Source organism: Geobacter sp. DSM 9736 (genome assembly GCF_900187405.1).
In the GTDB taxonomy this organism is placed as follows: domain Bacteria; phylum Desulfobacterota; class Desulfuromonadia; order Geobacterales; family Geobacteraceae; genus DSM-9736.
In genome coordinates, this window is the sequence record NZ_LT896716.1 from 2,618,723 (window position 1) to 2,644,490 (window position 25,768).

Sequence of the window (25,768 nt, forward strand, 5' to 3'; positions counted from 1 at the left end):
TAGAAGGTTGTTGAAAAACAGTCATCTCGCCGCCGTCCTCGAAAGCTCCCTTGTGCGGCGTAGCGCTACTACGCCTCCGTGGGGCTTTCTGCGGGTGCGACGATCTGGCTATTTTTGAACAACCTGGGTTTTTCAACACGCTAAAAACGGCCGTAAAATCCGGCGACGCACCATATCACACGGATGCAAGAAGGGTCAAGGAGCACTTGGGGGAAACGAACGCGCTCCATTCTGGCTGCTAAGGCGGGGGCCACGTGCTTCGCGTCTGTATTAGCGGTGCGCAAGATTCGCGGTGATTTCATCGTCGGTGACGAACGATGGTCCGCAGGCGTAGTACCCTCTGGGGCATAAACAGCGCTACGTCGAGGAGCAGGAGGAGGAGCCGGCGGCGGAAGGGCGCGAATATGGCGTCGCGAACAGGACTAGACCTCCTCCATGGGCCACACCCGTACATTTTCCATCCGTGAAGCATAATGCGCCATAGGCATGCCCGCCGGCGCCGGAAGGCTCTGCGCCTGCACGATGGTTGACTGGAACCTGGTGATGTGAGCGCGATGCACGTCCCACGGGTGGTGAAATATCTTTCCCCGGTAAAGCTTTCCCCCATCCGCGGCGTAGTGGTAGTAACGTTCGAGAAGGAAAAATTCGGTGGTTCCCGCAATCGGCTGCCCGATGTGGTCGGTGGGGTGCCACACCACTGAGACATCCGCCCCGGACGGGTCGCGGCGATGCGATTCGAAGCGGAGGCGGCGGCCGTCGCGGGACTGGTGGCAGGTTGCCTTGTAGTAGGGAAGATGAAAGAACTTCCTCAGGCCGGAAACTGCCAGTGCGCTGTCGGAATCGGTGGAGAAAAACCAGATGCCGGGCACGCCGTCAAGATGAACGTACGTCCGCAGGTTTGCCTGATGAAAATCGCTCAACCAGGGAAGCGGAACGCCCAGGACCGGAGAAACGTTCAGCACCGTCAGAAGGACGAGTCCGACCCACGCCTCACCCTCATGGAGGTCGAGCGCAAGGGGGCCCGGCAGAAGCTTGGCCAGTTCCCGCGGCGGAACTTTCCAGTGCAGGAAGAGGACGTTTTCCCAGCTCTGGGTAGCGAGAGGCAACCGCTTCCCGGGCCGGCGGACCGAGAGCCGGTCTGATGCATGTGGCAAGAGCTCGTTCATGGTTTGAATGGTATACCACCCCCTCTGCGCAGGCCTGTTACCCCTTGACCAGGTCGATCAATGCGCCGGTCGGCTGCAGACCCGTCGCAAGCCGCTTCCGATCCACCAGGAAGGCTGGGACGACGTTGATCCCGTTGCGCTCGGCGAGCCAGTGGTCTGCCATCACGCCGTCGGTCATCTCCCCCGAAACGAGCACCTGACGGAGGCGCTGCCCGTCCATGCCCAGTTTCTCGGCAAGGGCTACCAGAACATCCGGCTGCCCGATGTCTTCTCCGCGCTCGAAAAATGCCCGGAAGATCTCCCGGTGATACTCGGGAAAACGTCCGACTGCCTTGGCATGGAGGGCCGCCTGATGGGCCACCCGGGACCGGGGCTGCACAGGGGGAAGGTGCATGGTGACGCCGAGCTTCTCGGCCATCGGATAGACCATTTCCTCCCAGATCCGGACCAGATAGGAATCGTTGGGGTCCAGGGTGGGCACCGTGTGCGGCCGAAGTTCGAAGGCGCGCCATTCTATGCGCAACTGCGGTTCGGCGCGCTGGAGCTCTTCGAGGGCCGGCTCGGCCAGCCAGCAGAAGGGGCAGACGTAATCGGAGAAAACTTCAAGTGTTTGCGATCCGTTCATGACATCCTCCTTTATGAAGATAAGTATAGCGGCAACCGTGACTAATTCCAGACGGGCAGCCCCAGGGAATCCGGAACCTTGGCCCTCTATTATGAAGATCTTCTTTTGCTCCCCGGAACGACATCCGCTATACTCCCTCTGTCCCGGCCGCCGGTACCTCAGCCGCCATTTCAGGAGGAACGATCCATGCCCTTCATTCTCGCCCTCGATCAGGGAACCACTAGCTCCCGCGCCATCGTTTTCGATGAGACCGGCAGCATAAAATCACTGGCGCAGAAGGAATTCCGCCAGATTTTTCCTCAGCCCGGATGGGTGGAGCATGACGGGAACGAGATATGGTCCACGCAGGCGGGAGTGGCCATGGAGGCCATCACGAGCGCTGGCCTCACCGCTACGGACATAGCGGCCATAGGCATCACCAATCAGCGGGAAACGACCCTCGTATGGGAGCGAAGTAGCGGCCGCCCCCTCCATAACGCGATAGTCTGGCAGGACCGGAGGACCGCCGAGATGTGCGGGAAGCTCAGAGCGGAGGGACTGGAGCCTCTCTTCCGGGAGAAGACGGGACTGATACTCGACCCGTACTTCTCCGGAACGAAGCTCGCCTGGCTTCTCGACCGGGACCCGGAGCTGCGCAGGCGGGGGGAAAAGGGAGAACTGGCCTTCGGGACTATCGATTCCTGGCTCCTCTGGAACCTCACCGGAGGAGCCCTCCATGCCACCGACGTCACCAACGCCTCCCGGACGCTTCTGTGCGACATTCACCGCGGGGAATGGGACGACGGGCTTCTCGAAATCTTCAGAATACCGCGGGAGATGCTTCCCGAAATTCGCTCGTCCAGCGAAATCTACGGTGAAACGGCCGGCCGCCTTCTGGCAGGTAAAATTCCAATTGCGGGTATCGCAGGGGACCAGCAGGCGGCGCTCTTCGGCCAGGCCTGCACAGCACCCGGAATGGTTAAGAATACCTACGGCACAGGCTGCTTCATGCTCATGAATACGGGGGAGACGCCGGTGCGGTCGAGAAGCAACCTCCTGACGACCGTCGCCTGGCGGATCGGCGGCCGGACCTCCTACGCCCTGGAAGGGAGCGTTTTCATTGCAGGGGCAGTGGTGCAGTGGCTCAGAGACGGTCTGGGCATCATCAAGGCCTCGTCAGAGGTCGAAGCGCTCGCCGCCTCGGTTCCCGACAGCGGCGGGGTAGTGGTCGTCCCCGCATTCTCCGGGCTCGGCGCGCCTCACTGGGATCCCTATGCGCGGGGCACCATTGTCGGACTTACCCGTGGGAGCACGGCTGCACATATTGCCAGGGCCGCCCTGGAAAGCATAGCATTCCAGACAGCCGACATTCTCGAAGCCATGGAGAAGGACTCGGGTATCCGCCTGGCGGAGCTTCGCGTGGATGGAGGAGCAACCGAAAACCGGCTGCTCATGCAATTTCAGGCCGATCTCCTCGGAGTTCCCACCGTACGTCCGGCGACGGCGGAGATAACCGCTCTGGGGGCCGCTCGCCTGGCCGGTCTGGCAACCGGTGTTTGGGAAAATGAGTCTGAGGTTGCCGCATCATGGGTGGCAGACCGGCGGTTTACCCCGGCAATGGAGCAGGAGCAGTCGGCCTTGCTGCGGAACCGCTGGGATCGGGCGCTACAGAGGGCAAAGGGGTGGGAAACGTAGATGCAACGAGGATTTACCATTGCAATACGCGGCAATTTGGTTTATGAAAAGCTGTTTCCGTCAGATCCAGTAGCAGATTACTGAAAACTGGGGTTGTTCAAAACAGACAGATCGTCGCACGCCGAAGCAAGCCATACGGAGGATAGCAAGGCTATGCCGTACATGGCGGCTTTAGAGGAGTGCGGCGAGATGGGTGTTTTTCAATGACCTCCGAACGAGGATGTATGACGCGGGAAGACTTCCTCCACTACCTGGAAGAACCGGCAGAAACGTGGGATGTGATCGTCATAGGAGGAGGAGCCACGGGACTCGGTACCGCGGTCGAATCGGCCGGGCGGGAATACCGGACGCTTCTCCTGGAACAGGCTGACTTCGCAAAGGGTACCTCAGGCCGCAGCACCAAGCTCATCCACGGAGGGGTACGATATCTGCGGCAGGGGAACATCGCCCTGGTGCTTGAAGCCCTGCGGGAACGGGGGCTTCTGTTCCGCAACGCTCCGCACCTGGTGCGAAACCTGTCTTTCGTGGTACCGCTCTATGATTGGTGGGAAGGCCCTTTTTACGGAATCGGGCTCAAGCTCTACGACATGCTCGCCGGAAAGCTTGGCCTCGGGCCATCCATGCGTCTCACCAGAGAGGAGACGATCCGCCTTCTCCCGACCGTAGAGCCTTCCGGCCTGCGGGGAGGGGTCATATACCATGACGGCCAGTTCGACGACGTACGTCTCGCCGTAAACCTCGCCCAGACCCTGGCGGACCTGGGGGGGGTTCCTCTCAACTACATGGAGGTCACGGGGCTACTCAAGAACAACGGGCTGGTGGAAGGAGTCACCGCTCGGGACCGGGAAACGGGACGCGACTACGAGATCCGGGGCCGAGTAGTCGTCAACGCCACCGGCGTCTTCACCGACACCATCCGCCGCCTCGACGATCCTTCCGCCGAAAACCTCGTCACCGCAAGCCAGGGGGTGCATCTGGTGCTGGACCGCTCCTTTCTCCCCGGCGACAGCGCCATAATGGTCCCGCATACGGAGGACGGAAGGGTCCTCTTTGCCGTACCCTGGCACGACCGCGTACTGATCGGGACCACCGACACCCGGGTGGAGGAGATCTGCGAAGAGCCGCGTCCCCTCCCGGAAGAGGTGGATTTTCTCCTCAAGCATGCTGCCCGCTATCTCACCAAACATCCCACCGCATCCGACGTTCTCTGCGTCTTCGCGGGGCTACGGCCCCTCGTGCGGCAAGAAGGGGAGATGGAGACAGCCTCCCTTTCCCGCGACCACACTCTCTGCATCACCGACTCGGGACTTGTCACCATCACAGGCGGCAAGTGGACCACCTACCGCAAGATGGGGGAAGATGCCGTTGACGCAGCAGCAGCCGTCGCCGGTCTCGAAGATTGCCGCTCCATGACACGCCACCTGCGCATCCACGGCTGGCAGGAAACCTCCTCCGGAGGCGGTCTCTGGTGCGACTACGGCGCCGATGCCGAAGGACTCGCCAGGCTTGCTGCGGAAAACCCGGCGTGGGGGGAATCGCTCCATCCGAGGCTTCCCTACCGGGCGTGCGAGGTGATCTGGGGGGTCCGCACCGAGTGGGCCCGGTCAGTTGAGGACATTCTGGCCCGTAGGACCCGGGCACTCTACCTCGATGCACGGGCCAGCATGGAAGCAGCTCCGTTGGTGGCAAGCCTCATGGCGAAGGAGCTGGGGCGCGACGAGGAATGGGAACACCGGCAAGTGGAGGCCTATTGCCGCCTCGCTGCGGGCTACGTGCTGTGATCCGCCTGCCCAGGCGTCAGCTCCGGGCCATCGGTTACCCCGCGTCACGTCCCTTGTCCGATGATTGATCTGTGGCTTCCGCTCACACTGGTGAGCGCCGTAACCCTTGCCGCCAGCGACGCCCTCACCAAAAAGGCCCTTTCCCGCCACAACGAGTACCTGGTCATGTGGCTGCGGGTTGCCCTCAGCCTTCCGTTCCTTCTGGCGGTGCTTCCGCTGGAATCGTCCCCCTCACCCGCCCCCGGCTTTTACCGGGCGTTCCTCACGTCGCTCTTTCTCGAAATCGGTGCGACGTTTCTCTACATGAAGGCTCTCAAACTCTCTCCACTGAGCCTTACCCTCCCCTTTCTCTCCTTCACCCCCGTCTTCCTGCTGGTAATCCCCTTTCTGCTTCTGGGAGAAAGCATCGGGGCCGGGGGGGCTGCGGGAATCATCCTTATCGCCGCCGGAAGTTACGTTCTCAACCTGGGGGAAAGCAGGGGGGGGTGGCTCGCTCCGCTGCGGGCGATCGGCAAAGAGCGAGGCGCACTTGCCATGCTGGTGGTCTCCTTCATCTACAGCTTTACCTCCACCCTTGGGAAGGAAGCCGTGGTCGCCTCTTCACCCCTCTTCTTCGCCGCCGCCTATTATGCGGCCTTCGTCGCCGTGACAGCGCCGGTCGCTCTTGCGATGGGCAGAAAGGAGCTCCGGTGGCCTGAGGTAACAAGCCTGATCCGAGCGGTTACCCTCCCCGGCATCCTCAACGGAGTCATGGTCGCTACCCACATGGCGGCGATAAACATGACTAACGTTGCCTACATGATCTCCGTCAAGCGCTGCAGTCTGCTGTTCGGCGTCCTCTTCGGCCACATGCTGTTCGGAGAAAAAGGACTGCGGGAAAGATTGGCCGGAGCCGCCCTCATGGTGGCGGGAGCGGCGCTGATCGTCCTCTGGCAGTGACACGTTCCGACGCTTGGTCCGGAACTTTCTACGGTCAGCGGGACATCCAGTTTTTCCTTGCCCCTCCCCGGTAAAAGGTGTATCCAGTTATGCCTCATTTTCAGAAGCAAAGGAGCACCAGCATATGGGCATTCTCTCCAACACCGTCAGCATCTGCCAGTTCCGGGCTATCGGAGAAATACCGGGCCATCAGGAGCTGTTTGAATGGGTTTCGGAACGTCTCTCACGCAACGGCTTCCGGTCCATCGAGGATTCCGCCGAGGAGGTCTCCACCGGATGGGTCCAGGTGGACGACCACAGCGACAGTTCGTTTTCCTCCCCTGCCGCCTTCTGGAGGGACCACTACCTCGTCTTCACCCTGCGCCGCGACCAGCGCCGTATTCCGGCCCCCCTCCTCAAGGCGTACGTAAGGGAAGAGCATGACCAGTTCCTGGCGGCAAACCCGGGGCTCAGGCGAGTGCCGAAACAGAGGCGGGAAGAACTCCTGGAAAAGGTTCGGCTCTCCCTGCTCGTCCGGACCCTCCCTGTCCCCTCCACATTCGACGCGGTCTGGGACACCCGGAGCAACATCGTAACCTTCACGGCCCTCGGCGCGAAACCTGTCGAGATCTTCGAAAACCTGTTCAAGAAGACCTTCGACGGCGTCCGGCTCGTGGCGGTACATCCCTACTCGCGAGCCGCCGACGTGATCGGGGATGAGCTGCTCCCGGCCCTTCAAAAAGCGAATCAGGCCACCACCGACGCAGTGCTCGACCTGATAAAGAGCAATCAGTGGATAGGCAACGACTTTCTCCTCTGGCTCATGTACCGGTCGATGAACGGGACCCCCTCCTGCATGGTTAACCGCCCCGGCCCCGGTGATGCCGGAACCGGCTTCACGGCCTACATCAACGACAGGCTCGTGCTTGTCGGCGGGGGGGAAGAGGGGATGCAGAAGGTGACCGTGGCGGGCCCCCAGGATCATTTCACCGAGGTACGCACCGCGCTGGCGGGCGGAAAAAGGATCAGCGAGGCAACCATCTACCTTGAGCAGGACGAGCACGCGTGGCGCCTGACCCTGAAGGGAGAGCCGTTCCATTTCGCCTCATTCCGGGCTCCTGCGGTGAAAATCGAAAAGGGTGACGATGTGGATGCCGTGAGCGAGCGGGAAGCCGTCTTCTTCGAGAGGATGTACCTGCTGGAGCGGGGACTGCAGCTGTTCGACAGCCTTTATTCCGCGTTCCTGCAGGAACGGCTCGGAGCGGAGTGGCCCGGGCGGGAAGGGGAGATAGGCAACTGGCTTGAGGAGGAACTGCCGCGAAAGTAGCGGAAAAGGGGGAAGGAGCGGCCGTCTCGGAGAAGCCCCGCTCCTTGTCAGGATTTATGCAGGGGGCGGGAGGGTTTCGCGAAGTGCGGCGAGAAGCCGCGAATTCTCTTCCGCCGTCCTTACAGCGATTCTGAAGAACCTGCCGTTGAGGCCTTTGAAATTGCCGCAATCCCGTATCAGTATCCGGGACGCCAGGAGCCGGTCTCGCAGTTCCGCAGCAGATGTGCCGCCGGTTATCTCAACAAGGATGAAGTTTGCCGCGGAATGAAAGGGATTGAGCCCAGGTACGTGTGCAAGCCCCTGCTCCAGAGCAGCCCGTTGCTCCGCCACCAGCGCAAGGGTGTTCGACCGGTATTCTCCATCCCCCAGCGCCGCGAGGCCTGCCGCCTGGGCGAGACTGTTCACGCTCCAAGGTTCACGATGGGACGCGATCCGGCTCACGAGCTTCGCCTCGCCCAGGGCATAACCCAACCGCAAGCCGGGAATTGCGAAGAATTTGGTGAGCGAGCGGAGCGTAATTCCTCCCCCCTCTTCCGCCACAAGCCCCGCCACTGAATCCTTCTCGCAGAAGTCGATGAAGGCTTCGTCGAGAACGAGCAGCGTTCCGGCATCCCGGCAGAGACGCAACACCTCCACAACCTCCGCCCGCGAAAGAAGTTTCCCCGTAGGATTTCCCGGATTGCAAAGGAAAAGAAGATCCCATCCTTCCGCAAGCCGCTCCTCCAGCGCACCCGCCGAAAGAGCGAAACCCTCCTCCCCTTTCAGGAGATGATACCCGACCTCCCACTTCTCCCGTGCCAGGGCGGCCGCATACTCCGCAAAAGCAGGCCCCACAATGAGCGCTCTTCCACCTCCGGCAACACGGGGGAGCAGATAGATCAATTCGGTGGAGCCGTTGCCTACCACCACCTGTTCCGGTGACACCCGGTGAAAGGCCGCCAGCGACTCCCGCAGTTCCACCGCTGAGTCGTCCGGATAATGCACGACACGGTCCAGCGCCGCAAGAACGGCATTCCGCACCAGGGGAGACAAACCCAGGGGGTTTATGCTCGCCGAGAAATCGAGAAGGTCCTCGGGAGCGACTCCGAGTCCTCGGGCAACGGCAAAAACGTTGCCCCCATGGGTAAAATTACCTGCCACGGGCAAATTCCCTCAAAAGCAGTATTTACAGGTGACAGCTACAACCAGTAGCCACCCGACGAGCAGGAGCCCTTCCGCCGCGTACATCAACCGAACGGCCCCGCGGTAGGCCCGCGGTGAAAGCGGAAGGTCCGGGTCTCCGATGGTGGGCTTCGCCACCGGAACACCGCCGTACCGGTTGGTGCCCCCAAGCTGCACCCCGAGGGCGCCTGCGGCGGCAGCCTCCGGAACCCCGCTGTTTGGGGAGGAGTGATTTCTTCCGTCCCGGAACATCATCCTGAGAGCCTGCTTTCCCGAAAGCCCCACCAGCGGTGCCGCCATGACCATCAGGAAACCGGTGATGCGAGCCGGCACATAATTGACGACATCGTCGAAACGGGCGGAAGCCCAACCCAACTTGAGGTACCTCTCGTTCCTGTACCCGACCATCGAGTCTAGGGTGTTCACCGCCTTGTACCCCAGCGCGAGCAACGGCCCCCCTAGCATCAGGAAAATGAGGGGAGCGACGACTCCATCTGAGGTGTTTTCCGCGACGGTCTCCACCAGCGCCCGCCATATCTCCGGCTCCGAGAGATCCTCGGTGTCCCTTCCGACGATGAAGGAGAGGTGGCGGCGCGCTGCAGCCAGGTCCCCGCGCTCAAGAGCCCTGGCGACTAGCTGCGACTCGCTGTGAAGGGACCGGGCGGCTAGACAACTCCACGCAAAGAAAATGGAAAGGGCGACGGCTGCCCATGGATGGACCACCCGCACCGAATTGGTGAGGGCAAAGGCCGTCCCGACCGTCATGGAGACTGTGCCGACAAGGAGAAGAACCCCGGCGAAACGCTCCGGCAGCCTTAATCTCCGCAGCACGCGTTCGAGGAGCTCGACAATTTTTCCGATGTAGACTACCGGATGGGGCATCCACCTGGGATCTCCAATGATGAGATCGAGGAGGACGGCCGCCGTAACGACAAGGATGTCCGGAGCGAACAGAAGCATTACATCCCTCCCATGTCGGGCAGACCGCAGATAGCGAAGAGACGCTCCATATCCAGGTGCCGCTCCAGGTGTTCCGCAAGAAGATCGAAGGAATCGGGTGCGGAACTCCGCGCCTCCTGTACCGGAAGCCCCTTGGCGGCCCTCAGCCGGTTCAGCAGCGACCTGCGGAAGCCTTCGTTTTCGAAGATCCCGTGGAGGTAGGTACCCACAACCCTGTTATCGGGTGATACGGCCCCATCCTCAATGCCGGCCTCACTCCCCGAGCGGGTGGCGATCCTTGCAAAGGGGCGGGCGCCTGCACCGAGGGCAGTATCCCCCATGTGGATCTCGTAGCCGGCCAGGCCAGGCTCCGCGTGCGGGAACGCCTCCAGTCCGGCATCGAGAAGATGCGCAGTCACCTGGTGTGTGGTCTTCTCCGGCAGCATCACCGTCTCCGCATCGAGCAGTCCCAGCCCCCGCGCCTCCCGGATGTTGGATTCCACGCCGTGGGGATCGAGCACACGCCGTCCAAGCATCTGATACCCTCCGCAGATCCCCATGATCGGTCCCCGGAAATCTCTGATGGCGTCGTAGAGCCCCCGTTCCATCAGAAGATAGAGATCCGCTACCGTCGTCTTGCTTCCCGGAAGGATGAGGAGATCGAGCCCTTCCAGTTGCTGCCGTCCCTCAATGTAGCGGACCTCCACGTCGGGCTCCGCATCGAGAGGGTCGAAATCGGTGAAATTGGAGATCCGGGATAGACGGACCACTCCGATGACGAGAGATTGCTTACGGGCCGGGATGGAGACTACCTTCTGCCGCTTCTGAAGCGCCACGCTGTCCTCGTCGGGGATATGGAAGCCGGTGAAGCAGGGAATTACCCCGAGGACGGGTATGCCGGTGCGCCTTTCTACGAAATCGATACCGGAACTGAGGAGGGTGGGATCTCCGCGGAACTTGTTGATGATCACCCCTTGAACGCGAGCCCGCTCCTGAGGGTCAAGCAGCTCCACCGTCCCCACGATCTGGGCGAAGACCCCTCCCCGGTCAATGTCCGCGATCAGTATAACCGGACAGTCCGCCATTTCCGCCACCGCAAGGTTGGCGATGTCATGGGCCTTCAGGTTTATCTCGGCTATGCTTCCCGCCCCTTCTATGACAACGAACCGGTATGTGTTCCTGAGTCTGTCGAAGCTTTCCCGCACTCTGAGGAATGCCTCCGGTTTGTACCTGTTGTACTCGGCCACCGTCATGTGGCGAACCGGCTTCCCCTGGATGATGACCTGGCTCCCGGTGTCCGAGCTTGGCTTGAGAAGAACGGGATTCATGTCGGTATGCGGCGCGAGTCCACACGCCTCCGCCTGAACCGCCTGAGCCCTGCCGATCTCTCCCCCTTCGGGGGTGACGGCCGAGTTGAGCGCCATGTTCTGGGACTTGAAGGGAGCCACCGCAATTCCGCGGTTCTTCAGAATCCGGCAAAACCCGGCGGTAATGACGGATTTACCAACATCCGACGCGGTTCCGCAGAACATGACGGCAGCGCCGGAGGATTGTCCGGGAAGCGGAGCCGTCGTGTCAGCTTTTGCCCCTGAAGCCCCACCCTCGGCGCCGGTTCGATACCCCCGCGGCGTGATTATTCGGCGGCCGGCGTCGAGGTATGTTGAGGAATTGCCGATGATGACGACGGAGAACATGTCTACGTGGCAGGAGAGCATATCCCCCAGATTGGTGACCGTCTTCTCCTCGCCGCTCCGGCAGGCGTTGCGGACAATCCCGACTGGCGTGCCTGCAGCCCGGGTGGAGAGAAGGATGCGCTGCGCTTCTTCCAGATGCCGTACACGTCCCTTGCTCCGCGGGTTGTAAAGCGCGATGACGAAGTCCGCATCTGCCGCCGCCCGCAGCCGCCGTTCAATCAGGTCCCACGGAGTGAGGAGGTCGGAGAGGGAGATGACGGCGAAATCATGCATTAGAGGAGCGCCGAGTACGGCAGCCGCAGCCTGCAGGGCGGAGACCCCCGGAACGACGACGATCTCCGGAGGTGCTCCGTTGAAATCGGGTTCGGCAGCCAGCTCCAGGGCGAGTCCAGCCATACCGTATATACCCGCATCACCGCTCGATACAAGGGCGACCTCTTTCCCTGAAGCCGCAAGCTGGAGGGCCCGACGGCAGCGCTCGACTTCACGTGTCATGCCGGAAGAAACCACATCTTTACCGGACAGGAGGGGCTCAATGAATCCGAGGTAGGTCTGGTACCCGACGACGACCTCGGCGCGGGAAATGGCCTCCCGTGCCTCCAGGGTCATATGATTCAGGCCGCCGGGACCGATGCCGACGACGAAGAGTGTGGACATGAAAACCTCGGGATTAACAGTACTGGGCTATAGGGACAAGCTGGCGAACTAGTTATTCCGTTTCCGCAATGGCCAGAGTAACGTTGCCGCTCTTTACCTTCTTCAGCAGCAGATGGCCACCTTCCGCCGCCAGCAGTGCAGCGGGTTCGGCTACGCCGGCGGCTCCGATGGCATTGATGGCGTGGAGCGACGGGGGGGACGGGATTTCCACCAGATTAAGCTCGCGGCTCTCGTAAAACAGTACCGGCACCTGGTACTTGGCGGCGAAAGCGAGCAGCCCCTCCTCTCCCCGCTTCGCCTCCGCTGTGGCGATGCACCTTACGCTTCTGATCGAAAGAAACAGGCGCTTCAGCTGGCTGCACGCCACCTGCTCGATCTCATCCGCAGAGGTGCCGCTGTTGCAGCCGATTCCGAGGACCAGGTTTCTCGGGCGAAGCACCAGGAGCCGCTCGGTGCGGATCTGTGGAGGAAGGTGCCGGTTCGTGACGAACACGAATCCTTTCGCCCCGCTCTGCAACGCCTCCACGAAAGTCTCGTGGAAAGTGAGGCGCCCCCGTCCGTGAAAGTAGGGGCGAACGGTATCGGAAAGATCGACCACCGCGATCTCCTCCCCGTCGAGAAGGAGAGCGTTGAGGACCTTAACGCGGGAAAGATCGTCGATGTTCCACCCCGCCTCTTTCGCAAGCATGTCGAAGGAGGGGAGGCAGTTGGCGTCGGTGGCGGTGGTAATGACTTCGCGGGCGCCGCTCAGGAACGCACAGCGGCAGGCCAGTTCGTTCGCACCCCCCAGATGCCCGGAGAGGAGCGAGATTGCGAAGCGGCCGGCATCGTCCATAACGACCACCGCCGGATCCCGTTCCTTCCCCTCCAGGAGAGGCGCCACCAGCCTGACGACGATTCCGGTCGCCATGATGAAGACGAAGCCGGAGACCTGCGGCCACAGCCGCGCCACAACCTCGCCAAGCTCGCCGTCGAAGGGGAGGGCACCTTTCCCGGCGGGACCCGCATACCTGCGCAGCACGTGCAGCTCCGCCCCCGGAAGACCTTCCCGGAGCCGCGCCGCCAGATGAGCCCCGTTACGGGTTATGGCGATGACGGCTGTCTTCATCCCGTCCTGCAAGCCCCCCGGCTCCACCGGGTGTCATGTGATGATTCCATCCCGGAAGCCGTGGCTGAACCCCTTGTCGTAGAGGAGTGACCTGGCCTTCATCCCCTCCCGGCGTGCCCGCAGCACTTCCCCCACGAGTATCACCGCCTGCTTCCCGATTCCCGCTCCGGCCGCTTTCTCAGAAATGTCTGAGAGGGTCCCTTCCAGTACCAGCTCGTCCGGCCAGGAAGCGCGGGCGACCACAGCCGCTGGAGTATCTGCCGAATACGCACCCTGAAGGAGTTCTTCGACAACCCGCTCGATCATGGAGACTGAAAGGTATATAACGAGGGTGGCCCCAAGGGCTGCTATTTGGGAAAGGCGCTCCCGCTCCGGCACCGGCGTTCTCCCCTCCATCCGGGTTATCACCACCGTCTGCGAAACCTCAGGCAGGGTCAGCTCCTGCCTGAGCGCCGCCGCTGCCGCAAAGGCGCTCGTCACCCCCGGAACCACGTCGTAGCAGATCCCGAGCCGGTCCAGTTCAGCCATCTGCTCCTGAATGGCTCCGTAGACGGATGGGTCACCGGTATGGAGCCGTACTACCCTCTTTCCGTCCGAAACCGCCTGCGCCAGCACCCGGGTCGTCTCCTCAAGGGTCATCCCTGCAGAGTCGTGCACCTCCGCGTGCGGCGCGTGAACCCGCACGAGTTCCCGGTCCACCAGGCTGCCGGCAAAAACGACCACCTCCGCCTCCCTCAGAAGGCGGGCCCCCTTGACCGTGATCAGCTCGGCATCCCCGGGTCCGGCACCTACGAAATGAACATTTACTGCCTCTGAACGCATGAGCTTCCTTATTGCGCGTGGATTACCGTCTTCCGCACGATCACCATCGACAGGTAATCGAGCTCCTTTCCCACGAGACTCGCCAGATCGAATACGACCTCCTCGGCGCTGGAGCCGACCCGGCGGATGAAGACGCCCCGATCGGCCAGCCCGAGCTCCTTCAGAACTGCATAGAGCCTGTCGAAGACCCGGCTCACTTTCATCAGGACAACGGTGTCGAAGTCTTTCAGGGTCCGGCGCAGTTCCTCATCCTCGTAAGCGGCCGGCAGGATCGCTATCCGCTCGCTTCCCATCCCGAGCGGCACGCCGGAGGCGGCAGCAGCAGCGCCGATACTCGTCACCCCTGGGACTATCTCGACGGGAATGCCCGGATATTTTGCGATAAAGATGCGATAGAGATAGAGAAAGGTGGAATAGAGAAAGGGATCTCCTATGGTGATGAAGGCGACATCCTGACCGCGGGCGATTCGGGCGGCCACCTCCTCCGCAGCCTTCTCCCAGTATGCATCCAGCCCCTCCTGGTCCATGCGCATGGGGAAGACCTGAACGAGCACCTCCTGCCGTGAACGGTCGATGAACTGCTCGACGATGGAGAGGGCATAACTGGACGCCTCGGCGGCGCCCGTGGGACAGCAGATCACCGGCACCTGCCGGATGATCCGCTCAGCCTTGCGGGTCAGCAGGTCAGGGTCGCCGGGGCCGATGCCGACGGCGTAGATTCGGGCAGATGTTATAGCGGGCACAACGGTATCCTTGAAAGCGAGTAACAGGGGAGACTACTCATCTCCCTTAGTGGCAGCAATGACGTAGACCGGGTTATGGGCCTCGAACATCTTGTATTCTGTAAGCCCCCTGGTCCGGGCGATGTTCACGCAGGTGACCTCGACGGTATAGCCATGATCTTCGAGGAATTCGACAGCCTTGGTGAGCGTATCGAGGGTGACGGCATTGATGACTATAATCCCTTCCGGCTTTAGGCGGCGGTCCACCGCCTCGATGATCTCTTCCAGCATGCCCCCCGACCCTCCGATGAACACCCGATCGGGGTCGGGAAGGTCATCTAGCCCCTCCGGAGCGAATGCCTCGATAAGCAGGACATTCCGGGCGACAAACTTCTTGAGGTTGTCACGAATGAAGGAGAGATACTGGGCGTTTTTCTCCAGAGCGAAGATCCGGCCGTTCGGCATGAGGTTGCTGGCCTCGATGGAAACCGAGGCGCTTCCCGCGCCGATGTCCCACATGACGAGGTCGTCCTGCAACTGCAGCTTCGCAAGGGTTATGGCACGCACTTCCTGCTTGGTGATGAGCTTCTTGGCGGTGGCGAACTCGTCGTCCGCGATGCCGATCAGCGGGTACTGCTCAAGGTTCGGCTCCCAAGTCTTGATGAAGATGAGTATGTTGAGCTCGGAAGCAGCGAGGTCCGCCAGTCCGCGCACATCGGTCCTGGTGAACTTTTCGCCCGGCAGCCCCAGGTCCTCGCACAGATAAACATCGTAGCCGTCGGCGCCACGCTTTATCAGCTCCCGGGCTATAACGGCAGGCGTGTTGACGTTGTCCGTCAGGACGGCCGCTTTCTCGGCGGCGATTATCCGGTCGATTGCACCTTTCAGCCCACGGCCGTGGACGGAGACGAAAATTGCATCGTCCCACGGCTCCCTGATCCTGGCAAAGGCGTACTGCACGCTCGTGACGTTTGGGAATATCTCGATCCGGTCCTTTGGAAGGTTACGCATAAGAAACCGCGCGACGCCGAAGAAGTTCGGGTCTCCTGAACCGAGCACCACCACCCGCTTGTCCGTGCCCTTCAGGAAATCGAGCATCGCGGAAAGCTCGCCAAGCACCTGCTTTTCCCCTGCAAAATCGGGAAAGATGTCGAGGTGCCGCTGATGGCCGATGAGGACGTCAGCCTTGCCGATGACCTCCAGCGCCTTGGAGCCGAAACCTTCCCAACCTCTTATTCCGGCACCGACGAGATAGATTTTCTGCATTCGTCCCTCCGTAAACGCGCAGTGCTCCCTGCGTCATGCGAAATATAGCACTTCATCCCGATACCCCGCCATAAAAACCTTGACGGCAAGCCCCGGCGCAAAATGACGGACTGCCTTCAGGGCACGGTGGCAGACAAGCGCGACGAGCCGGGGGTCGTAGCCCGACTCTTCCAGTACCTGGCGCGCCGTATTGGCACTTGTAACCAAGGATCGCAGCTGACCTATCCCCGGCTCCTGCGTAACCCAGTCAGCCAGGGTGCGCAGGTCCAGATCGGACGAACTGACATGGGTCTGTTCATGGCCGCAGGCTATCTTCAGCAGCTTGGCGAACTGACCCGCGAGAACAAGCTGCCTGACCCCCTTGCGCAGACAGGAACGTACCGCATGCCCGACGTGGTCCCCCATCATCACATACGCCTCTTCGGGCAACTGCTCACCTTCTGCTGTAAAATGGTGCTGCACCGCAAGCTCGCTGGATCTCCCGGTGGAGAGGACGACGGTGCCGCTCCCGCAGGCGAGAGCCACGTCGATGGCGGTATCGATGGTGTCGGTCCATGCCTGCGCGGAAATGGGCCGCACAATCCCGGTCGTGCCGAGGATGGAGAGCCCGCCCACGATGCCCAGGCGCTCGTTGAGGGTTTTTTTTGCCCGCTCCGCTCCGTCGGGGATGCTCAGCGAAACCGTCAGGGTCGCCGGAATGCAGCGCATGGCGAAGACTTCCCTGAGGGCGAGATGGATCATGCGGCGGGGGACCGGATTGATGGCCCACTCACCCACGGGAACGGCAAGTCCCGGTTTTGTGACACGCCCGATCCCCTCTCCCCCCTGGATGATGATCCGCCGGGGCGCGAGGAATTCGATATCGACCCGCGCGTGAACTTCGGCTCCATTGGTCACGTCCGGATCGTCTCCGGCGTCCTTCACCACGAAACAGGACGCTCCGCCGGCCTGAAGCTGCTGGCCGTGGAGTGGAAACAGCGCAGTCTCTCCCGTCGGGAGATTGAGCTCGACCTGGTGAACCAGTTCCTGGTCGCGGAGCATCTGCGCGGCCCCCTTCACGGCGGCGGCAGCGCATGCGCCCGTAGTATATCCGTGCCGCAGTTCCCGGTTCGCCATCCGTCAGTCGAGTACTAGCGGCAGGGTAGTCCCGGCTGTGAGAGCGGCCTCGATCAGCGCCTTGTGCTGGTCCTTGCCGAGGTCCTCCTTCCCCGAAATCTCGTCGATCTCGATGCGAACCACAGTTGTCAGCTCCAGCTTTTCCTCCAGGTAAGGACCGTAGCTTCCCTCCGGCTGGTATTTTGCCATGAGGCAGTCGAGCCCCCGCCTGCGCTCTGCTGGATCGGTTACAATAGTGGCCCTGCCGCGAATTATGACGCTCCGGTAGAGATATGAGGCCCGGCAGGGGTTCTCCCCGGTTCCCCTGACGTAGGCAAGCGGCAGGTCCACCTCGAAGCACACCCGGTTGTCGCGCCGGATTTCGTCGAGCTTCTCCCCGTCGTTGGCACAGTGAACATAGATGCGCCATTCCTGGTAGGCAAAATTAAGCGGCTTGATGTTGGGCCACCCGTCCCGCCCGATGGTCCCGAGGTGTCCCACATGGCACCGGTTTAGAAGGTCGAGTATCGGCGCCATGTCAGTGATTCGTTTCTTTATCTTGCGCATAGAAATAACCCCGCCCTTGGTACGATTGAATGCCCCGCTTCGCCGACCTGGGGCTGGGCCTATGTCGGTCGGGTATTGAAGCGATTAACCAGAACTATACCCGCTCCTCCGCCATGATCATGAGCGCGTTCACCACGGCTGCGGCGACATTGGAGCCCCCCTTCCGGCCACGGTTGGTGATGAAGGGGACCTCCGGAAACTCCTCCTCCAGAGCGAGCAGCGCTTCCTTGCTCTCCGCCGCGCCGACGAATCCGACCGGGAGTCCGATTATGAGGTCCGGCCGCACCCCCTCCTCCCGGACCTGGCGGAGCAACTCGAAGAGCGCCGTCGGTGCATTGCCGATGACGAAGATGCCGTTGCCGCTGTCGGCGGTTGCCTTTCGCATGGCGAGAATAGAGCGTGTCACACCTTGCTCCCGCGCCTGCCGCGCCACCTCATGGTCAGCCACGAAACACGCCGCCGGAATCCCGAATTTAGCCAGGCGCGGTTTTGAGATACCTGACAGGGCCATGGTGGTGTCGGTCACGATCCCTCGCCCCTTTTGCAGCGCCTTCACGCCGCGGGAGAGCGCCGTGGAGGAAAAGACCATGCTGCGGGCGTACTCGAAATCAGCCGCGGTATGAATAACCCGCCGGACCACAGGCCACTCGGCAGGAGACCAGGGGTGAGGCCCCACTTCCGCCTCTATGAGCCGGAACGACTCCGCCTCGATCTCTTCCGGCGAAAGGTGAACCGACATCAATGCCACCCAGTTGCCGTCAGCGCCTCGGCCACCCGCTCCACCGCCACTTCCGCGAGTTTGCGATGAACGCCAAGATGCTTTCCCATGGCAAATTTCACTCCCGGATGACGTTTCTTCGCCTCCTCCATTTCCGCGGGCAGGTCTTCCTGCACGTGGGCTCCGACAAACAGGAAGTAGGGCATGAGGAGTATCCGCTCCGCCCCCCTTGCCACGCAGGCATCGACTCCATCCTGGATGCTCGGTAGGTGCTGCTCCCGGAACGACACCTCTACGATGTCGTACTGAGTGATTTCCTGAACCATTGCCGCAATATCCCGGACAGCGTCGTTCGCCTCCGAAATGCGGCTGCCGTGGGCCATCAGCAGTACTGCTGTTTTCATCTGAGCTCCTAAAAAAGATATCTGTCCGAATACAACTAAACGGTTACGGGTGACAACACTACGTACGCCCTAACAGATGTCGCGCGAACTGGGGAATCTGACGACAGAGGATATGGGTGTTTTCATGGCCGCTCCCAAAGAAGAAGCCTAAGGAATCTGCAAGTTTTTTCAGGGTATTACCCGAATATATAGAAACATGACCGTTCCGCGGAGAGATGTAATTCCAGTTCACTCCAATATTCGCCATATCTTGTGGTTGGATTACAGTTGTGAAAAGCGCCATTCCTTCAGGACTCACAAAGGACGTAAGTTCTTCAAACGTCGCTTTTGGGTCTACTGTATGCTCTGCTACTTCAATGCTAATGACCAGATCATATTGCCTACTAGGCCTCGTCAGAAATTCGGCAGAAAAAGGGTCGTAAGTATCAACACACTGGAAGCCATAGGCTTTCATCATCTTGGCGAAAGTACCGTTCCCACCGCCGTAGTCCAAAATACTTAACGATCTGTATTCGCCAAACATCCCCGCGACGTTTTCGGCTGTTCTTGAGGGCCTTATTTGCGCATACTCCGGATCCACCAGGACATAATCTTGATTGTAGATATGGGTTACAAAATCCTTATGACTGAAGTTGTCGAACGCCGTGGTAAATATGAAATCACAATGCGCACATTTGTAATAATAAATAGGTATACCTGATACTGCAAACGGCGCAGCGGTCAGCTCAGAACAATTCTTGCTAAAATCCACAACGCCATACGGACTTGCAGCTCCACCGCAACACTTACAATGGGTAATGTTACTTACAATGGGCTTAAGCATACGAACAACCTTCCTTCACCTTCTACCAGAAGTTTCCTTGCATGCATTTCCGGCAGCTCGCGACTTGCTGTCGGCAATCATGGAAATCTCGCGCCGCGCCTCTCCGATAGTGAGGGGGACACGGTCAAAGGCGATACCATCCTCGTGCTTCAGTCGCCATATCAGCTCCGCAACATGAGGGAGTCTGAGCTTTACGTGCTCCATCTCATAAGGGGTTGTGAATACCTCCTCAGGTCGCCCTCCTCGAACAATCCTTCCCTTACTCAGGATATAGAGCCTGTGGAGGAACACGGGAACAAGATCCACACAATGGGTTGCCATCACGACGGTAACTCCATTTTCCCGGTTAAGCCGCATGAGGAGTTCCATCATTTGGTATTCACCCATGGGGTCAAGGCCTGCAGTGGGCTCATCGAGAAGAAGTATCTCATGTCCCATCGCGAGGAGCCCGGCAATGCAAACTCTTTTCTTCTGGCCGTAGCTGAGATGGTGGATACTCTTTTTGGCAAACTCACCCATCTCCACGGCGGCCAGCGCCCCACCAACCCGCTCATTCACCTCCCCCTCCCCTATACCCATGTTGCGAGGGCCGAAGGCGACATCCTCGTAAATGGTATGGGCAAATAACTGATCGTCCGGGTTCTGGAAGATGAGTCCCATTTTGCGGTAGATATCTTTCGGGTGTAGCTTTCGCACATCCTGGCCGTCAAGGAGCACCTGGCCGTCATATTCCTTTATGAGGCCATCCATGATCTTCAAGAGCGTCGTCTTACCTGAGCCGTTTGATCCAAGAATGGCGGCAAGCTCGCCTTTTTTTATATCAAGACCTATGTCAGAAAGTGCGACGGTTCCATCTGGGTATTGAAAGCTCTTTAAATCGATCGATAGTCTTATCATGGCAGTGAGTTTATCATTGATGGACAGGTTTTACAGGATATCCATCAGGTTTTCCATATAAATCCCATCATCAGCAGGAAGGCACAGCACCACATCACTTCGGCTACCCTGAAGGGCTCGTGCTGCAACAGCGGCAGCTTTCCATCGTATCCCCGTTGCATCATGGCCGTTGTTATAGTCTGGCTGTTGTCGAAAGCCTTGATGACAAGGGAGCCGGCGAGCGTCCCGAAGGAACTGAGGCTTCGCCGGTAACCGGTGTAACCGAGGCGGTTCTTCTGCGCCTGGTAGATCACCATGCCCTCCTCGTAGAAAAGAAACAGGTACCGCCATGCGAAGAGCGCCACCTCGATGAGAACCCTCGGCACCCGCATCCAGGAGAGTGCGGCCATCAGGTCGGTGAAGGAGGTGGTAAGGCCGACCGTCATCACTACCGACACCGCCCCGGCGATCCGGGTGGCGATGAGCGTCCCCTCCCGCAGGCCGTCGGCATGACCGGCAAGGGTTATCCCGAAAAGCGAGAGGGAAAAAAGCGGTTCATGGCCGGAGAAAAGCTTGAGGAGAAGCACCACCAAAGCAATCACCATCGGCTGGAGAAACCGGAGGAGCAGCAGCCGGGAAGGCACGCGTAGACATAGGCATCCGGCAACTCCCAAAGCGCAAACCATGGCGGGAAATACCGGAGTGGGGCAACTCAGAACCATCAAAAGAAGAGCCACTGCACAGAGGAGCTTAAGGCGGGCATCGATTCCGCTCAGCAGGTTGTTGCTCGGCATAGTATCCTGAAGAGCATGACGCATCCGCTACACCTTTCCTCTCTCAGTATCACCGGGAACCGCAGTGCCTTTACGCTCAGATACGAGCATGCGCCAGTAATATCCTCCGGCAAATCCCGCTACGCCTCCAGCCAGCAGAAACAGGAAAAGAAGCATGTCCCCCTGGGCTGCATCGAAGAAAGCGGTCTTTGCCTCTCTGCCATGTTCCAGAGCGATCTTCTCCACCACCGTTTCGTCCACTCCCGGCCATTTTTCCGCTCCCAACGCACTGGCTCCTATCCGGCTCATGGCGCCGGAAAGAATCAGAACCAAAGCTGGCAGCAGGAACAGGTATTTCCGGCTACCCCTGATCAGTTTGCCCTGTTTCTCCTCACGCACTTGCCGTAACCTCCCGGGCATCGATCACCCGCATTTTCACCAGCAGATCAGGGCGCTTCTTCCGGAGGAGCACCACCATTCCCGCTGTCATCGCCCCTTCTAGAACACCGAGGGGAAGCTGGGTCGGTACGAACGCGACGATGATTTTGCCCACCAGCGGCCAGAAGGGTGAGCTGCCCCGAATGCCGGCCGCCAGCTCGATGGAGGTGGTCATGTAGGTGGCCCAGTCGGTGAGGACGCCCGCTGCGAATGCAGCTGCAGCCAAACTCGCACCCATTCCACGAAGCCCCCGGAAGACAAGCCAACCGGTAAAAGAGCCGACCACTCCCATTGAGACTATGTCGGCTCCGAGGGTGGAGAGACCCCCATGGGCAAGGAAGAGCGCCTGGATGAGGAGCGCCACCGCCGTGATCGTGACGCTGACGAGGGGGCCTACAAGAATTGCGGCGATGGCAGTGCCGCATGGATGGGCACAGGTGCCGGCTGTCGGGACGGGAATCGGCATGCAGGAGATGATGAAGACAACTGCTGCCATCAGGCCGACGAGAGGCTTCACCGACAGATCATCCCGGGACAGGACCGTCACCCGCCGTATCCCAAGGGCCACGAAGGGGGCCGCCACCACGAACCAGAGCGCCGCCCAGGGGAGGGGTAGAAGCCCTTCGGCGATATGCATGGCATGGGCGGGAGAGACGGATACCGCCGAAAGGAGAATCCAGAGACACAGTGCCGCAACAAAAGGCCCCGAGCCGGAAAGCTGCTTTCGCCGGATTCTGCTTAGTATGGCAAGTCTACTCCTATAACACATTTTTTCCGCCCGTCTCCTGTCCTCCGTGTCTCCGACGCGGAAGCCTATATCTTGTCCCCGCGCAGGTCCCCGGCAAAAAGCTTTCCTGCGCCGCGTGAAGCACAAAAGTCGCCGCACATGGTGCAGGTGGCCTCGTCCTCAGGGGTCCGGCTGGCACGAATTGCACGTGCATCTTCCGGAAAAAGAGCCAGCTCGAACTGCTTATCCCATTTCAGATCGCGACGCGCCTTCGACATCTCCATGTCCCGCTGCCGTCCTTTTTCCGGGTATTTGTTCATGTCGCCGATATACGCCGCCACCTTCGCCGCCTTTACCCCCTGGCGAACGTCCTCTTCATTGGGAAGCGCCAGGTGCTCGGCGGGGGTGATGTAGCAGATGAGGTCGGCGCCGAAGCGGCTTGACTGGGCGGCGCCTATGGCGGCGGTGATGTGGTCGAACCCTGGAGCGACGTCGGTGGAGATTGGGCCGAGCATGTAATAGGGAGCTCCCCCGCTCATCCGCTTCTGGAGCTGGATATTCCCCTCTATTTCGTCCAGCGGTACGTGCCCGGGGCCCTCCACCAGCATCTGGCACCCCATCTCACGCCCCATTTCCGCCAGCTCGCAGTTGATGAGCAGTTCCTGAATCTGCGCCCTGTCGGAGGAGTCGTGGATGGCACCCGCACGCAAGCCGTTGCCGAGAGAAAGAACGGTATCGTACTTCTTCAAAATGGATACGACGCGGTCGAACTGTTCGTAAAGCGGGTTCTCACGGTTGTTGGCCAGCATCCACCCTACCATGCTTACCCCCCCCTTGGAAACGAGCCCCCCGTAGCGGTACCCCTGCCGCTTCAACCGCTCTACAGTATAGAGGTTGATGCCGCAATGTACGGCCATGAAGGCCATGCCGTCGGCGCACTGCCGCTCGATGAGTTCGAACAGCATCTCCGGGTCGAGCCGGTTCGGGTCGCCGTATTTACGGGCCGCCTCGCAGAATGCCTGGTAAAGGGGCACATTCCCCACCGGCAGATCGACGGCAGCGATGACCTCCCGCCGTACCCGGTCAAGGTCCCCACCCACCGAAAGCTCCATCAGGGTGTCCGCCCCCGATTCCTGAGCAGCCTTGGCTTTCCGCACCTCGGCTTCGTAATCCACGATGTCCGAGGAAGTGCCGATGGAAGCATTCACCTTCGTACGCAGCCCCTTCCCTATGCCCACCGCCCTCGGCTTTCTCCCGTGGTTCCACGGAATGACTATCTTTCCCTCGGCCACCATGCATCGTACATACTCCGGAGCGAGTTCTTCGTAAAAGGCAACGGCCTGCATCTGAGTGGTGATGACACCCTCACGGGCCAACTCGACTTGCGTTTTCATCGGTACTCCTTGAAAAAGAGATAGGAACATATCAGGTTCTTCTGGGAAACTTCCTGCAACTCTCGACAAATGCCGCTGCCATCGCCGGATTGCTGCCGAAATGGAGATGGACGTATGAAGCAAGACAGTTATGACGTAGATAACCTTCGCTGCCCATATCCTCTCCTCTCCGGGAAACCCGGTATGCCTGCCCTACCTCCGGGGGCATGCCCTCCATCTCGGAATAATGGAATTCGTGCCCGCGAGCCTGCATGCCGGCGGGTCCGAGGACCGTTTCCGCCGTCGTAGTTATCTCGCGGTAGCCGAGCGCTTTGCGCTGGGGCAGCATCTTCGTAGTAACGGGATAGATGCCGACGAAATGGCGGACGCCGGAGCTGCCGGTCCTGCGCCGCGGCGCCAGTCCCTCCGGCTCAAGTACCCCTCTGGTCAGGTAGATGAATCCGCCGCATTCGGCATAGACCGGCATTCCCTGCTCGATGGCGGCCCGTACAGCATTTTTCATGGCGAAATTGGCCGCCAGGGGTTCGGCGAAGAGTTCCGGATAACCCCCGGGAAGATAAAGCCCCGCCGCATCCTCAGGAAGTCTGCTGTCGTTTATCGGCGAGAAAGTCTCCAGTTCCGCTCCAGCTTCCCGCAGAAGACGAAGGTTGTCTTCATAGACGAAGCAGAAAGCCGAATCGCGTGCCACCGCAATCGGCACCCTGGCTTCCACGGAGACAACAGGCGCCATTGCCGGCTGTGCACGAGTCGACTCAGCGAGCCGCAGCAGCAGGTCAAGGTCTACCCCCCCTCCGACGAGTCTCGCCAGATTGTGCAGATAGTAGGGAGAGAGAGGATTCTCGTCCACAGTAACGAGCCCCAGGTGCCGGGAGGGGAGGAGAATCTCTTGCTGGCGACCGATGGAGCCGACTATCTCGACGCCGGGACAAGAGGAACGGATTGCTTCCCGCAGAACTCCGGCATGGGCGGCGCTACCCACATGATTGAGAATGACTCCGGCAAGCCGGACATCGGGATCGAATTCAGAGAAGCCTTTGACGAGCGCTGCAAGGCTACGGGCCTGGCCCCGGGCATCGACAACGAGAATCACCGGCACGCCGAGAAGCTTGGCGATCTGAGCCGTGCTCCCCTCATCGGAGTTGCCGCCGATCCCGTCGAAAAGCCCCATCACCCCCTCGATCACCGCCACATCGGCATTTTTCGTGTGGCGTGCGAAAGTTTCCCGCACGAAGTCCGGGCCGCACATCCAGCCGTCGAGGTTGATGGAGGGGCGGCCCGTCACCGCGCGATGGTAGCCTCCGTCAATGAAGTCAGGCCCCACCTTGAAGGGGGCGACAACGAACCCGCGTCTTTTCAGGATTTCGAGGATGCCGAGGGTAACGGTGGTCTTTCCCGAGCCGCTGTGGGGTGCCGCTATGATGAAGGCTTTCATATTGAAATCCTTAAGTGAGTGCCGGATCCAAGGGTGACCCTGGAATGCTGTTCCTAACCGTTCAGAAGCGTCACGACCGTCTTGCCGTCGGCGTAGTAGTCGATGATGTTGAGACAGCAGTAGGTCTGCTCTATGTTGAAGAAGGAAGTCAGCGGCGCACCGATGGCATTGAGGAGGATCACTCGGTTAAGCCCTCCATGACCTACCACTAGCACCTCTTCTCCACGGTGTTGCCGCACGATGCGCTCTACGACCGGCAGTGAGCGAGCCTGAAGATCAAGAAGGTTTTCCCCCTGCGGAACCCTGTAGTTGACGATGTCATTCAGCCGCGCCTGCCACTCCTTCGGGTAACGTTCGATGATGTCTCCCCAGGTCATCCCTTCCCATACCCCGATATTCAGCTCCCTCAGGTCCCGTTCCGCGGTAGGGATGCAACCCAGGTGGGCGCCCAGGATATCGGCGCCTACCCTGCAGCGGGTAAGGTCACTGGAATAGCATGCCGCTACGCGGCTTCCGGCAAAGCGGGGTTTCAGGTCGTGGTACATCGCCACTCCGCGTTCTGAGAGGCAAACGTCGGCATGGCCGTTATAACGTGGGGTGCCTGCACCTTCGACCTCGCCGTGGCGGATCAGGTAGAGTCGGGTTTTCTCCGTCATTTCAT

General features: G+C 60.4%; 24 protein-coding genes and 1 pseudogene. 4 read left to right on the forward strand and 21 right to left on the reverse strand.

The features are described from left to right. Positions 1–422: 422 nt before the first annotated feature. Complete coding sequence (locus tag CFB04_RS11895; protein ID WP_157698787.1) at positions 423–1,154, reverse strand: YqjF family protein; 732 nt, start codon at positions 1,152–1,154, stop codon at positions 423–425. A gap of 49 nt (positions 1,155–1,203) precedes the next feature. Further along, positions 1,204–1,791, reverse strand: a complete 588-nt coding sequence (locus CFB04_RS11900; RefSeq protein WP_088535478.1) for a DsbA family protein — start codon at positions 1,789–1,791, stop codon at positions 1,204–1,206. Between the two features lie 186 nt (positions 1,792–1,977). On the opposite strand from CFB04_RS11900, the gene glpK reads away from it, so the two are divergent. The 4 genes from glpK (at position 1,978) to rdgC (ending at position 7,491) form a co-directional block, all read left to right on the forward strand. Beyond that, positions 1,978–3,465 carry a glycerol kinase GlpK gene (gene glpK / locus CFB04_RS11905; RefSeq protein ID WP_088535479.1) on the forward strand — a complete coding sequence of 496 codons (1,488 nt, stop codon included), beginning with the start codon at positions 1,978–1,980 and terminating at the stop codon, positions 3,463–3,465. Positions 3,466–3,689: 224 nt separating this feature from the next. Next, the gene (locus CFB04_RS11910) at positions 3,690–5,246 is read left to right on the forward strand and encodes a glycerol-3-phosphate dehydrogenase/oxidase (protein ID WP_088536806.1); all 1,557 of its coding nucleotides are present in this window, start codon (positions 3,690–3,692) and stop codon (positions 5,244–5,246) included. A 60-nt stretch (positions 5,247–5,306) separates the two neighbouring features. Beyond that, on the forward strand, positions 5,307–6,185 hold the full coding sequence (locus tag CFB04_RS11915; RefSeq protein WP_172825491.1) for an EamA family transporter: 879 nt from the start codon (positions 5,307–5,309) through the stop codon (positions 6,183–6,185). A gap of 124 nt (positions 6,186–6,309) precedes the next feature. Then, complete coding sequence (gene rdgC / locus CFB04_RS11920) at positions 6,310–7,491, forward strand: recombination-associated protein RdgC (protein ID WP_088535480.1); 1,182 nt, start codon at positions 6,310–6,312, stop codon at positions 7,489–7,491. A gap of 54 nt (positions 7,492–7,545) precedes the next feature. Here the strand turns inward: rdgC and cobD are convergent, their stop codons facing one another. The 19 genes and pseudogenes from cobD to cobC all read right to left on the reverse strand — a co-directional run bounded on the left by cobD (position 7,546) and on the right by cobC (position 25,763). Then, complete coding sequence (cobD, locus tag CFB04_RS11925; RefSeq protein WP_088535481.1) at positions 7,546–8,631, reverse strand: threonine-phosphate decarboxylase CobD; 1,086 nt, start codon at positions 8,629–8,631, stop codon at positions 7,546–7,548. Between the two features lie 12 nt (positions 8,632–8,643). Beyond that, complete coding sequence (gene cbiB, locus CFB04_RS11930; protein ID WP_088535482.1) at positions 8,644–9,612, reverse strand: adenosylcobinamide-phosphate synthase CbiB; 969 nt, start codon at positions 9,610–9,612, stop codon at positions 8,644–8,646. After that, positions 9,612–11,942 carry a cobyric acid synthase gene (locus tag CFB04_RS11935; RefSeq protein WP_088535483.1) on the reverse strand — a complete coding sequence of 777 codons (2,331 nt, stop codon included), beginning with the start codon at positions 11,940–11,942 and terminating at the stop codon, positions 9,612–9,614. Before CFB04_RS11935 ends, cbiB begins: the two co-directional genes overlap by 1 nt. Positions 11,943–11,994: 52 nt before the next feature. Beyond that, positions 11,995–13,050 carry a cobalt-precorrin 5A hydrolase gene (locus CFB04_RS11940; protein WP_088536808.1) on the reverse strand — a complete coding sequence of 352 codons (1,056 nt, stop codon included), beginning with the start codon at positions 13,048–13,050 and terminating at the stop codon, positions 11,995–11,997. A gap of 33 nt (positions 13,051–13,083) precedes the next feature. Continuing rightward, a complete protein-coding gene (gene cobM / locus CFB04_RS11945) occupies positions 13,084–13,872 on the reverse strand; it encodes a precorrin-4 C(11)-methyltransferase (RefSeq protein WP_088535484.1) in 789 nt (262 codons plus the stop codon). 8 nt (positions 13,873–13,880) lie between these two features. Beyond that, positions 13,881–14,615 carry a precorrin-2 C(20)-methyltransferase gene (cobI, locus tag CFB04_RS11950; protein ID WP_231934168.1) on the reverse strand — a complete coding sequence of 245 codons (735 nt, stop codon included), beginning with the start codon at positions 14,613–14,615 and terminating at the stop codon, positions 13,881–13,883. 33 nt (positions 14,616–14,648) lie between these two features. Next, the gene (gene cbiE / locus CFB04_RS11955) at positions 14,649–15,860 is read right to left on the reverse strand and encodes a precorrin-6y C5,15-methyltransferase (decarboxylating) subunit CbiE (protein ID WP_088535485.1); all 1,212 of its coding nucleotides are present in this window, start codon (positions 15,858–15,860) and stop codon (positions 14,649–14,651) included. Positions 15,861–15,893: 33 nt separating this feature from the next. After that, on the reverse strand, positions 15,894–16,976 hold the full coding sequence (locus CFB04_RS11960) for a cobalt-precorrin-5B (C(1))-methyltransferase (RefSeq protein WP_088535486.1): 1,083 nt from the start codon (positions 16,974–16,976) through the stop codon (positions 15,894–15,896). A 3-nt stretch (positions 16,977–16,979) separates the two neighbouring features. Continuing rightward, positions 16,980–17,522 (reverse strand): pyridoxamine 5'-phosphate oxidase family protein, encoded by a 543-nt coding sequence (locus tag CFB04_RS11965; protein WP_088535487.1) that lies wholly within the window; start codon positions 17,520–17,522, stop codon positions 16,980–16,982. A gap of 94 nt (positions 17,523–17,616) precedes the next feature. Next, positions 17,617–18,261: a precorrin-8X methylmutase gene (locus tag CFB04_RS11970; RefSeq protein WP_088535488.1), complete on the reverse strand. Its 645-nt coding sequence runs from the start codon at positions 18,259–18,261 to the stop codon at positions 17,617–17,619. Continuing rightward, a complete protein-coding gene (locus CFB04_RS11975; protein ID WP_088535489.1) occupies positions 18,261–18,644 on the reverse strand; it encodes a sirohydrochlorin chelatase in 384 nt (127 codons plus the stop codon). The genes CFB04_RS11970 and CFB04_RS11975 overlap by 1 nt, the downstream gene beginning before the upstream one ends. A 58-nt stretch (positions 18,645–18,702) precedes the next feature. Then, positions 18,703–19,467: a class I SAM-dependent methyltransferase gene (locus tag CFB04_RS11980; protein ID WP_088535490.1), complete on the reverse strand. Its 765-nt coding sequence runs from the start codon at positions 19,465–19,467 to the stop codon at positions 18,703–18,705. A 15-nt stretch (positions 19,468–19,482) separates the two neighbouring features. Beyond that, positions 19,483–20,361 (reverse strand): energy-coupling factor ABC transporter ATP-binding protein, encoded by an 879-nt coding sequence (locus tag CFB04_RS11985; RefSeq protein ID WP_088536810.1) that lies wholly within the window; start codon positions 20,359–20,361, stop codon positions 19,483–19,485. Between the two features lie 47 nt (positions 20,362–20,408). After that, positions 20,409–21,161, reverse strand: a complete 753-nt coding sequence (gene cbiQ / locus CFB04_RS11990; protein WP_088535491.1) for a cobalt ECF transporter T component CbiQ — start codon at positions 21,159–21,161, stop codon at positions 20,409–20,411. 3 nt (positions 21,162–21,164) lie between these two features. After that, positions 21,165–21,395, reverse strand: a pseudogene (locus CFB04_RS11995) (cobalt transporter); the annotation flags it as partial. A gap of 112 nt (positions 21,396–21,507) precedes the next feature. Then, positions 21,508–22,191, reverse strand: a complete 684-nt coding sequence (locus CFB04_RS12000) for an energy-coupling factor ABC transporter permease (RefSeq protein ID WP_088536811.1) — start codon at positions 22,189–22,191, stop codon at positions 21,508–21,510. A gap of 176 nt (positions 22,192–22,367) precedes the next feature. Next, positions 22,368–23,675, reverse strand: a complete 1,308-nt coding sequence (gene thiC, locus CFB04_RS12005) for a phosphomethylpyrimidine synthase ThiC (protein ID WP_088535492.1) — start codon at positions 23,673–23,675, stop codon at positions 22,368–22,370. A gap of 31 nt (positions 23,676–23,706) precedes the next feature. Beyond that, on the reverse strand, positions 23,707–25,107 hold the full coding sequence (locus tag CFB04_RS12010; RefSeq protein ID WP_088535493.1) for a cobyrinate a,c-diamide synthase: 1,401 nt from the start codon (positions 25,105–25,107) through the stop codon (positions 23,707–23,709). 53 nt (positions 25,108–25,160) lie between these two features. Next, complete coding sequence (cobC, locus tag CFB04_RS12015; RefSeq protein ID WP_088535494.1) at positions 25,161–25,763, reverse strand: alpha-ribazole phosphatase; 603 nt, start codon at positions 25,761–25,763, stop codon at positions 25,161–25,163. Between the last annotated feature and the right edge of the window lie 5 nt (positions 25,764–25,768).